Origin of the sequence: Clostridium sp. UBA2485 (genome assembly GCF_002341865.1) — a bacterium.
GTDB lineage: Bacteria > Bacillota > Clostridia > Clostridiales > Clostridiaceae > Clostridium_J.
Genome location: NZ_DDOV01000066.1, coordinates 1 through 11,303, shown reverse-complemented (window position 1 = coordinate 11,303; position 11,303 = coordinate 1). Strand labels below are relative to the sequence as shown.

Here is an 11,303-nt window from a genome sequence, read left to right as displayed (position 1 = left end):
CTAGAGTGGTATTAGGAGTTTTTTCAATTCCACTAAGTATCTTTGTAAAAGTAGTATGAATTTCTCCATATCTATCTAATTGATCTCTAAATAAATTTGTAACTGTAATTATTCGAGGTTTTATATCTTCAGTAATTATAGGTAAGTACGCCTCATCTACTTCAATTACTGCATATGTATTTTTATTACATTTCCTAAATTTATAATTAGAAATGAAGCAGGAAGTAATTCCAGTTACCATATTTGCTCCAGTGTTGTTGGTAATAACATCAAAATTATTAGCTTTTAAAATGTTATAAATCATACTAGTGGTAGTAGTTTTACCATTAGTGCCAGTAATCAAAATAACATTATAATCTTTTGCTACAGTTTTTAAGATACGCTTGTCAAACTTTAATGCTACCTTACCAGGAAAGTTTGAACCACCTTTGAAAAGTAGTTTTGAAATTTTAATTATAAATTTAGAGGTAATTATACCGAAAAAAGAATTAATTTTAATTTTAAACACTCCCTTAGCTTAAATTTAAAAGTCTGTTATACACTCTCAAGAAATAGTTAGTTAGTATGCTAGTGTATTTTGAGTCGTATTATGGGATAAGTTTTTACTACTATTAGTATCCTTTATTTAACACAAGATAGACTTTCTATTTTTGACTAGTTAATTTATCTTAGATATCTTATTGTATTTTAATATATACGAATTAACCATAATTTTTAAGTTACTTATTATCTAGAGAAATACTTAATTCATTTAATTTGACAATAGTAATTGAAAACAAAATGTACATTTTTTATGAAATATGATTACCAACAATACTTAGTAAGATTTCTTTATCTTTAAATTTTATTTTTTCATCATTTGCACTTTTATTATTATCGTCATTGTTTTTTTCTCTAAACTTACTTACTGAAGATGTGGCCACTTTTTTATTTATAATTCTTGTTGTTATATTCTTAGCCATTGTGAAAACACAAAAAAACAAATAACTTATCATTAAAATAAAAATTATTAGAGTGATGGCATTTTTAATACGGGTTTTCTTTAGAGTATTTTGGCGTCGCTCTTTTAGAAGTTGTTCTTTAGATTTTTTCATAACTCCAACCCCCCATAAAATATTTAATGTAGTTTAGTAATTTAAAAATAAATTACTAAACTACATTATAACATGATAATACATTCCTTTCTATGCGTTATACTTCAAATTAAGTAGATTTTTTTATAAGGTTTTGATAAAATTAATATGATTCCACAGGGGAGGAGGAAAATTATGAACAATAAACTATATAACAAGAGAAACATTATTATATTAGTTAGTGGTGTCATAATAGCTATTATAGCTATTATAGCTTTAAATAATATAAATGGTTTGAAAGAAGAAAAAATAGAAGCAAATAATTATTTTTATACATCGAAATATGACGAGGCAATAGACAAGTATAAATCAATAGGGAGAAGAGAAAATAAATCTCCATTATGGGATGCTAAAATAAGTGAAGTATATTTATTAAAAAGAGATATAGAAAACGCTAATAAATGCATGGAGGAAGCAGTTAAAAAAGAAGATAAGACAGGTGATGCTCAAAGTATTATATTAAACAATAAATTTAATATAATTAAAGATAAATTAGCTGAAGGAAAAATAGAAAAAAAAGATTTTGAAATTATTGAAAAAGACGGAGAAGAACTTCTAAAGAAATATAGCAGTAATAAACAAATTAATAAAACAATGTTTTTAATTTATATGTCAAATAATAATTATGATAAGGCAAAAGGTATTGTAGATAACTATCCAATTTTAGAGGGATCTGCTTACGATTTAGCAGAAAAATCTAGAATGTACATGATTTTGAATAAAACTGAAGAGGGATTATCCACCTTAAAAGCTGCTTATGATTTAGATAAGAATGAAATTAAAATATATGATGTCATTTATGAAAGTTATGAAGAAAATAAAACTTTACTAAATGATATTACAAAGTTAAATGAAAAGAACAAAGAGGATTTATGCTATAAACTATGGCTTGCAAAAATTTATAGCATTGAAGAAAGTAATAATAAAGGAAAAGAAATTATTAATGAGGTTATAAATGAAGTAAAAGATAGTAAAGATTTTTTAATTACGAGGTTGTTAGAAATATCAATACTCGATAATAATAAAGAGTATGATAAAGCGGAAGAAAAATTAAATATATTATTAACGGATTATCCTAAGGATTATAGAGTAAATAATGTAGCTGCATGGCATTACTTTAATAAAAAGAATTTTGATATGGCTTTAAAATATGGAGAAAGATCATTAAAGGAAAATCCTTCTTATGTAGATAATTATGTTAATTTGATGCCAAATATATTGAAAGCTATAGGAGAGCCAAATTCTTCTGAGCCATATTTTCATTATGCCGCTTATAAAGAACCATATAATAGTAGTATATATATAAGTAACGCTACTTATGATTGGTATTCTAATAATGATAGTATTAGTGCTGTTAAGAATTTTAAAGTAGCACAAATACTAAAGCCAAATATAACTGATTTTAAATATCAAACTGCGCTAATATACTTATCCAATCATAGTTACAATGAAGCTATAAACATTTTGAAGACTTGCGTAGAAGAAGATGATAAATCAATTAAATATCATAGAACTTTAGGAACTGCTTATCTAATTTCTAAAAAGACTAAAGAAGCATTAAATGAAATAAAAATTTCTTATTCTCTTGACCAAAAGGATATATTAACGTTGAATAATGCTGGATGCTATTATATAACTGTTGATGGAGATTTAGAAAGAGCCTTTGAAAATTTAGATGCAGCTTATAAAGGATTAAAAGATAGTGATGATGATTATACTAGAACTACCATAAAAGAGAATTATAATAAAATAGTTGATTTAAAAAACAAGTATGCTAATGGTAAAGATAATGAGATTCTGCAAATACCTGATTTTGTAATGTTTTATTAGATAAAACACCTTTGTTTGAACAAAGGTGTTTTCTTATATTTATAATAAAATTACAAGAAAAGTTTTAATTAATGAATTATAAAATAAATAATATTAAAAGAACTCCCATTCTCTAACAGCTAAACCCTGTTGTTGTTTTTTGTATATAAAATAAGTGTCAATAGCAAATATGATATTCATTGCTCCGGGGTATACCCTAAAAGTTATGGCAACAAAAATTGCAGATACAATTAAAATTAGAAAACCCTTTTTTACTTGACCAAGAAGAATTTGACCCAGTCCAGGAATTAATAAAGAAGCTACTATATAAATAAATGCACTCATTAAGTTAACCTTGGGAGGAATTAACCCATTAAAATATATTTTTTGCTTCAAATTATTAACCTCTACACCACAGTTTACACAAGTGCTTTGAAGAGAAATAATTTTTTTACCACAGTTATGACAAAATTTATTAGCTGTAAATTGTCTAATACCACACTGTAAACAGATGGAATGATCACTATCCATAAAAGCACCACAATTTGTACAGAACATTATAATCACCTCAAAACATATAAGTAAATTACTCACTTAATATAGATATTATCATTATTACTTATTTTATGATAGAAGAATAAATATAATTTTTATGGGGAAATAAGTAAAATTTTTACAAAATTTTTCCTCTTTAAATAGTTTATTTTTACCATGTATATAAAATGCTAAAAAAGCAATAAAAATTGGTCATATTTATAAATAATTTGTAAAATGTGCTATACTTTTTAAAAAAATATGATATACTAATTATTGCTAGGCGATAAATAAGCACTATAATGAATACTATACTGCAATAAAAACAAATAAATATTAGAAAAATAAAATTTTTATTGCATTTTTCAATCAATTGTGTTTATATAAAATTATAGAAGCTTTATTTAATAATACTGATGTAATTTACTAAGAATGTTTTCGGGGGTAATTAAGAATGAATTCTAATATTGTAGAAAATTTACAAATTAAAACATCAGAGAATGTTTACAGAAACTTAAGTGTTGCAAATTTAGTTGAATTTGCAGTGAAGAGAGAAGAAGGAACTTTAGCAGAAAGTGGAGCATTAGTAGTTAGTACTGGAAAGTATACAGGAAGATCTCCAAAAGACAGGTTTATTGTAAGACAAGATAGTGTTAAAGACTATATTAACTGGGGAGAAACTAATCTTCCAATTGAAGAGGATGTATTTAATAAACTTTATGATAAAGTAATCAATTATTTATCAGATAAAGATCTATTTGTAGTAGATGGATATGTAGGTGCTTTAGAAGAATATAAGATGGATATCCGTGTTGTAAATGAATATGCATCAGAGGCATTAATGGCAACACAATTATTTAGAAGACCTACAGAAGAACAATTAAAAAAACACAATCCTCAATTTAGTGTAATTGTAGCACCTGGATTTAAAGCTAAAGGTAAAGAAGATGGAGTTAATTCAGAAGCTTTTGTTCTTATCAATTTTGATAAAAAAATAGTTTTAATTGGAGGAACTCAATATTCAGGAGAAATTAAAAAATCAATTTTCTCAATTATGAATTTTTTATTACCACTAAAAGGAGTTTTCCCAATGCATTGTTCAGCTAACATTGGAGAAAATGGCGATACAGCAGTATTCTTTGGATTATCAGGAACAGGTAAAACAACACTATCTGCTGATCCAGAAAGAAGATTAATTGGTGATGATGAACATGGATGGTGTGATAAGGGTGTATTTAACTTTGAAGGTGGTTGTTATGCTAAGACAATAAAACTTGATAAGGAAAAAGAGGCACAGATATATAATGCGTTAAAATTTGGTTCATTACTTGAAAATGTAGTGCTAGACGAAAATNNAAAATAAAAGACCAAACTTTGATGATGACAGCTTAACAGAAAATACAAGAGGTGCTTATCCAGTAGAACATATAGATAATGCAGATTTAAGTGGATTTGGAAAACATCCAAATACAGTAGTATTCTTAACAGCAGATGCTTTTGGGGTAATACCACCAATATCAAAATTATCTAAAGAAGCAGCTATGTATCATTTTATGTCTGGATACACAAGTAAATTAGCAGGCACTGAAAGAGGAATAACTTCCCCGAAGGCAACTTTCTCAGCTTGCTTTGGAGAACCGTTTATGCTTATGAATCCATCAGTATATGCTAAACTGTTAGGAGAAAAAATAACAAAATATAATACGGAAGTTTACCTTGTAAATACAGGATGGTCTGGTGGAGCTTATGGAGTAGGTAAGAGAATGAATTTAACCTATACTAGAGCAATGGTAAAAGCTGCATTAAATGGACAATTAAAAAATATAGATTTTGAAGAACATGAAATATTTAAAGTACTAGTACCAAAAGAGGTACCAAATGTACCAGGTGAAATATTAAATCCGAAAAATACTTGGACTAATAAAGAAGAATATGATATTAAAGCAAAAGAACTTGCAAAAAAATTCAACGATAACTTCCAAAAATTTAAAGAAGTAAGTGATGATATTAAAAATGCAGGTCCAGTAGCGTAATAATACTTATATAAGAGGAAAGTGTATATGCACTTTCCTTTTTACGTGTAACAACGTATATAAATTAATATTTATTAAAAAAATTGCTTATAGAGTCGCAAAATTAACCAAAAAAATAAATTTTTAGACAAATTTACTTCAATATATAGCAGAAATAGATTATAATGGTATATGTCAAAAAACAATGATTAGGGGTAGGGGAAATGAAAAGACGTAATGGAATGAAAAAAATTATAATTGGATTATTAGTAATAGGAGGATTTTCAGCAGCTATAATTTTTAAGAATAATTTAGAATTAAATAAATATAATCATAAATATAAGGTTGAGATTGTAAAGTATGATAACTTTTATGAAGGAACTAATATTAAATTTTACTATCTAGATGGAAAAAATGATTATCAGCAGAAATTAAAAAATAAATATAAATATGATAAATTAGTTGCAAATGGCGTAAATGAAATAGACAAGGCTTTTGAAATGATTAAGTGGATAAATAGTAAAGCAGAATTTAAGATAAATGCTATTGAAGTGGGGAAAAACACAGAAGAAATAATGAAGAAAATTGAAACTAATAAAGTATTGTCTGATGATAATTATGCAACACTTTTGGAAGAAGGATTATCTACAATTAATATAAATGTAAGAAAAGGTAAGCTCTTCGCAAGTAATAATACAAAGGTTAAACCTAGACAAAATTATAAGGTAATTGAGGTATGGAGTAAGGTTCATGGTAAATGGGTAATGATAGATGGTGGTAATGGCTGCTATATGACAGATAAAGATATACCATTAAGTGCTGTTGAAATAATTGAAAAAGGTATTGAAAATGTTAATATTGTAGGGATAGAAAATGAAAAAGCTATCAAAAAATATAAAAAAAATATGGGAAAATATTTTAATAGCTATGCTATAGAAATTGATAATAATAAATTTGATGAAATTAAAAGTAACTCTTATGTTACTTATGTGAAAAACAAAGAGGACGCTCAGTTAGAAAATAAAGAAGGATATATTGGACCTACTATATTTGTGAATAAAAAAGATGTATTTCATATAAACCCAGAGATAATATATCATGATGAAAAGAATGATAACCTTCCAACAATTATATTATCTAAAAGAGATACAAAAGAAGATACAGAAGAGTTTATAGGATTTACTGCAGGTATATTTAAAAATAGTGTTATGATAGAAAAATATTATATAAGTATTGATGGAGGAAATTTTGTAGAAGTAAATACTTATTACGATTTAGCTATAATGAATGGAGAAAATTCTATAAGGATATCTGAGGATGGAAAGACTCCAATTAGAGAAATAACAATTAGAAAGAATGCGGCATCTTCAAAAAAATAATAGATTAATATCTTTGGTTTATTACTTTCTTTCAGATACCTAAATAGTTGAAATAAAAAAGTTATCATAGTACAATATACCCTCGAATAAAGTAAAATTGAAAGAGTGATGATTTATGAATTTAATATTACTATTAAAAGCAATTGTGATTGCTATTGTAGAGGGAATAACAGAATTTATTCCAGTATCCTCTACAGGACATATGATTATCGTTGGAGATCTAATAAATTTCAAGGGAAGTTTTGCTAATCTTTTTGAAGTTGTTATACAGTTAGGGGCGATACTTGCTATTTTAGTACTATATTGGGAAAAAATAATTTCCTCCATAAAAGGATTCTTTACAGGTAAGCCTTGGGGAGTAAAGTTTTGGATTAATATATTTGTAGCATGTATACCAGTAGGTATACTTGGATTTGCATTTGAAGATTTAATTGATAAGTATTTATTCAATTCATTGACTGTTGCTATAGGCTTATTAATAGGAGGAATATTAATGCTAATAGCAGAAAAAAATTTTAAAAAGTCTTTAAAAACTGTAGATATAGATGATATTACTACTAAGCAAGCTTTAAAAGTAGGGATATTTCAATGTTTAGCATTATGGCCTGGAATGTCACGATCTTCATCAACTATTATTGGTGGTTGGGTAAGTGGACTTTATACAGTAGTGGCTACTGAATTTTCTTTTTTTCTAGCTATTCCAGCTATGGTAGGAGCTTCGGGAGTAAAATTAATTAAGTACGGGGGTAATCTTGCATTAGGAGAAATACTTACATTAACTGTAGGGTTTATAGTTGCATTTTTAGTATCTTTAGTAGTAGTCGATAGATTTATAAATTATCTAAAGAAAAAGCCAATGAAAGTATTTGCTGTATATAGAATTATGATTGCGTTATTTTTATTTGCACTAGTATTTATGAATATAATTTCAATATAGTAATAAAAGCACTTAGTTTTAAGTGCTTTTATTAATTTGAAGGAGATATTATGAGACGTTAAGGAGATTATTTTAAGTATTTATATTAAATTATATCTGTCATTTAATATAAATATAATTTTGAAATATTTTTTTATAGATTTATTTGATTAGTTACTTTTCTAAAATTAAAGGGTGAAAATCTAGATATTGTCAATTAAAAACTACTTTTCTTTAAAAATAGATATGATTTTATTTATAAAATTTGCATTATATTTTAAATATACAATAAATTTAGAAAATAGACTCAATTAGTTGACATTAGAATATATAGAATATTATAATTAATGTAAGTTTATATGGTGTCTTAATGATGTGGTGCTTGGAGGGAATATATGAAAGAAATTAAACGTTATTTAGATAATAGGGACGGAATTTATAGTTTCTATTTTGAAGATTTAAAAAGCGGTTATACTTATGGATTAAATGAAAATGTGCAAATGACAGCAGCAGGATGCATAAAAGTACCAATTGCAGTGGCTTTAATGAAAGAAATTGAAAATAATAATTTTAACATTGATGATAAAGTTTCAATAACTAAAAATGATATGGTTAGTGGGAAATATAGTATAATTCATGAATTTTCAGAAAAAGAGTATACAATTAAAGAGTTGTTGATAGCAATGTTAATACAAAGTGATAATACAGCAGCTTGCAAGATAGTAAATTTAGTAGGAATGGATCGAATAAATGAGTTAATAAAAGATATGAAACTTTATTCTACAGAAGTTAGAAAGTATCCATCAGAAAATAAAATAGATGATAATAAAGAGAACGTTACTACTAGTCATGATCTTTCAAAATGTTTAAGACTTTTATCAAATAANNATGGTTTAACTACTATATCAAGAATAGGTAAAATGATGTTTGATATGGTTGATAAGGATTGGAATTAATACAATGAAAATAGTATAAGAAGATTTTCTTATACTATTTTTATTGTATATTGAAAACTACCTGATATGCAGGTGAGTTCTGAAAAGCTTTAGTGATAAAGCTTAAACTTGATAAGAATCCATACAAAAATAAAGAATATTTTCTAATAAAAAACAAAGAAGAAGAGATGCCAAGATGTTAGCATATAAGGAAACAGCTGCTTTTAAGTCTAGGCTGACAATAATGAAAGACTTGGGGGTTAAGAACCCGTGAGCCCTGTGAAGAGAAACTCGAAAGGGTTCTGACTTATCCGACAGGGTAGGATTAAATGAAGCAACTATAAAAAAAAATATATACAAAACTAAGAAAAGTAATATCAAATGAAAGATAAGTTAAGTGTTAAAGAATATGAAGGCACTTTTAAGAATAGCAAGTATTAAAATTATCCATTAATGGATTGCAAAAGTGGCAATAGCAAAGTGGCTTTGAATTAAGTAAAAAGCCAGCGCCTTTAGACGCTAGCTAGAGAAAAGGGTCTTATAGCCTCAGACCAAGCCACCAGTTTTGTGGGTGGTTATGACTAAAAAATATATATTACAGAAGGACTTATAGCACATATTGCATGAAGTCCTTTTTGTACTTAGTTAGTAAAGGATTTTAAATTTGCCAATGGTAAAGTATCAGAGGTGGATTTATTTATAAATATAATTTGGCAAATAATATAGAAGTTATAAGCAGCATTAGAGTTGATGAGATTAATATAGTTAATATTGAGTCCTATATGAAGAATGCTCAAAAGGATTTTCAATGTAGAGGACAAGCTAAGTTTGAAGCATATCCATATGATGACATAATATTATTTAATGTATTTATGAAATAAATGCTATAATGGGAAAGTGTCTAATGGGTGATTTTGAGGAGTTGTTTGTTGAGATATAAATTTTAATGGTGCATGTTAATTAACTTTAAAACTATAAAATACAGGGAGGATTAACAATGGATAAAAATACAATTAAAAATATAGCAATATTAATTATGTTTTTAATATGTAGCAGCAGAATAGTATATGCAGTAGAATCAATTAATAATAAATTAGGAAATGAAGAAGTAAAGAAAATTAGTAAAGAATATTCACAAGAATGGATGAGGTTTCTAGATATTATTGAAAATGATAATATAACTTATGAAGATAAGTCAAAGGCTATTATGGGTTTACTTAGAAGTTGTGATGGACAAGGTGGACCTAAGATTTATTCCTCAAAGGTTAATACTATATTAGCCCCTGAACTTCGAAAGGGTTATGATGAAGCTAAATTATTTCAAGTATTAAAAGATCAAAGTAGTATTATTAAAAATACAAATCCTATTGAAGTGGCTGAATTTATAAAAAGCTGGAGTTCTGGGAATGGTGAAAAACCTAGAAGGTTTAATGATGATATAAGTAATTACTTAGAGGGATTATTTAAAGCTATTAATATAAATTTTCCAGATACTAGATTGAATCTTATTGATTTATTTCATGGACATATGGTAATAGATGAAAGTTACAGTAATGGAGATATATTAATAATTTTTCATAGTAAAGAATATCCTAGTAACTTAGAAAAACAAAAAGCAGATATTGCAATTAAAGAAGATCCTAAATTACAGTTATTTGATACTAAAAATGGAGAATATAAAAAGAGAAATTATATATGGTCATTACGTAAAAATAAAATTTGGAGAATAGATACAAGTGAAGATAGTGGTTTTTGTAATTTGGTAAAATCCCCTATATATGATTTTTGCCCAGAAGAAGTAATGGAAGCTAATGCTGTACAAGAGTCTTATTTAGGTAAAACAATATGTGATATAAATTATTTTGTTGATTATAAGGGAGCTGAAGTTAAACCATTTGTAACACAAGGAGCAGGAACTCCTCAGTTTCCTTAAAATATGCAGAGTAATTAGTTAGAAGACTGGCAAGTTATTATTGGCAGTCTTTTTGAATGTTTAAAATTACTTAATAAAATTAGGTATGTTTTAGCATAGTGTTGACAATATGGCAATTTTTAAGGAAAGTCAATCATGACCTTCCTTATATCCATTACATTTCATATTTCAAATCTTGTCGAATAGAAGTTGTTTTAGTGAAGAACATAGTAATCTTATATTNNATGGTTTAACTACTATATCAAGCATAGGTGAAATGATGGTTGATAAGGATGCAATCGATATAATAACCTCTCTTAAGTAGCTATTGAAAATTAAATTGTATAGGAATAAATTAAAAGTATTTTTGTAAAAATATAATGAAAAAATAAAATGGAATATTAAAATAGCAACAACCTAATCTGGTGTATCAATATAAGAAATATAAAGAAATATAAAGAAAAAAGGAAAAAAAGCAATTTATTTGTTATTAAATATAGTAATATATTAACAAAGATATATCTTTATTTGATAGAATAATCCTTGTCGCTAGGGAGCACATAAAATGAACTTAGCGATAAATTAAGACTTTTTAAATACAGAATTTAATTAATAAATAAAACTGTTGACAAGAAGTTATAATATTGATAAAATAGTAAGAGTCGTCAGGTGA

At 26.4% G+C, this 11,303-nt stretch carries 9 protein-coding genes and 1 pseudogene; 7 read left to right on the top strand and 3 right to left on the bottom strand.

The annotated features are described in order from the left end of the window. Both B3603_RS13900 and B3603_RS13895 read right to left on the bottom strand, forming a co-directional pair. Positions 1–508 (bottom strand): Mur ligase family protein (locus B3603_RS13900; protein ID WP_291565931.1); only part of this gene is annotated, 508 nt, incomplete at its 3' end. Between the two features lie 283 nt (positions 509–791). After that, positions 792–1,094, bottom strand: a complete 303-nt coding sequence (locus B3603_RS13895) for a hypothetical protein (RefSeq protein WP_291565929.1) — start codon at positions 1,092–1,094, stop codon at positions 792–794. A gap of 174 nt (positions 1,095–1,268) precedes the next feature. Here B3603_RS13895 and B3603_RS13890 point away from each other — a divergent pair, with 174 nt between their 5' ends. After that, positions 1,269–2,963, top strand: a complete 1,695-nt coding sequence (locus B3603_RS13890; protein ID WP_291565926.1) for a tetratricopeptide repeat protein — start codon at positions 1,269–1,271, stop codon at positions 2,961–2,963. Positions 2,964–3,056: 93 nt separating this feature from the next. On the opposite strand, the gene B3603_RS13885 is transcribed toward B3603_RS13890, so the two are convergent. After that, positions 3,057–3,500 (bottom strand): zinc ribbon domain-containing protein, encoded by a 444-nt coding sequence (locus tag B3603_RS13885; protein ID WP_291565924.1) that lies wholly within the window; start codon positions 3,498–3,500, stop codon positions 3,057–3,059. A 430-nt stretch (positions 3,501–3,930) separates the two neighbouring features. Between B3603_RS13885 and pckA the strand changes: the two are divergent. The 6 genes and pseudogenes from pckA to B3603_RS13855 all read left to right on the top strand — a co-directional run bounded on the left by pckA (position 3,931) and on the right by B3603_RS13855 (position 10,651). After that, a pseudogene (gene pckA / locus B3603_RS13880) lies at positions 3,931–5,509 on the top strand (phosphoenolpyruvate carboxykinase (ATP)). A gap of 203 nt (positions 5,510–5,712) precedes the next feature. Continuing rightward, positions 5,713–6,867 (top strand): hypothetical protein, encoded by a 1,155-nt coding sequence (locus tag B3603_RS13875; RefSeq protein ID WP_291565922.1) that lies wholly within the window; start codon positions 5,713–5,715, stop codon positions 6,865–6,867. A gap of 115 nt (positions 6,868–6,982) precedes the next feature. Next, positions 6,983–7,804 (top strand): undecaprenyl-diphosphate phosphatase, encoded by an 822-nt coding sequence (locus B3603_RS13870; RefSeq protein ID WP_291565920.1) that lies wholly within the window; start codon positions 6,983–6,985, stop codon positions 7,802–7,804. A gap of 374 nt (positions 7,805–8,178) precedes the next feature. Next, the gene (locus B3603_RS13865) at positions 8,179–8,739 is read left to right on the top strand and encodes a serine hydrolase (RefSeq protein ID WP_291565918.1); all 561 of its coding nucleotides are present in this window, start codon (positions 8,179–8,181) and stop codon (positions 8,737–8,739) included. A 689-nt stretch (positions 8,740–9,428) separates the two neighbouring features. Then, positions 9,429–9,599, top strand: a complete 171-nt coding sequence (locus B3603_RS13860; RefSeq protein WP_291565916.1) for a hypothetical protein — start codon at positions 9,429–9,431, stop codon at positions 9,597–9,599. 116 nt (positions 9,600–9,715) lie between these two features. Then, positions 9,716–10,651, top strand: a complete 936-nt coding sequence (locus B3603_RS13855; RefSeq protein ID WP_291565914.1) for a hypothetical protein — start codon at positions 9,716–9,718, stop codon at positions 10,649–10,651. The last annotated feature ends 652 nt before the right edge of the window (positions 10,652–11,303 follow it).

Coding starts and splice junctions, on each gene's coding strand:
- B3603_RS13895 (WP_291565929.1), bottom strand. CDS start 1,094: ATGAAAAAATCTAAAGAACAACTTCTAAAAGAGCGACGCCAAAATACT.
- B3603_RS13890 (WP_291565926.1), top strand. CDS start 1,269: ATGAACAATAAACTATATAACAAGAGAAACATTATTATATTAGTTAGT.
- B3603_RS13885 (WP_291565924.1), bottom strand. CDS start 3,500: ATGTTCTGTACAAATTGTGGTGCTTTTATGGATAGTGATCATTCCATC.
- B3603_RS13875 (WP_291565922.1), top strand. CDS start 5,713: ATGAAAAGACGTAATGGAATGAAAAAAATTATAATTGGATTATTAGTA.
- B3603_RS13870 (WP_291565920.1), top strand. CDS start 6,983: ATGAATTTAATATTACTATTAAAAGCAATTGTGATTGCTATTGTAGAG.
- B3603_RS13855 (WP_291565914.1), top strand. CDS start 9,716: ATGGATAAAAATACAATTAAAAATATAGCAATATTAATTATGTTTTTA.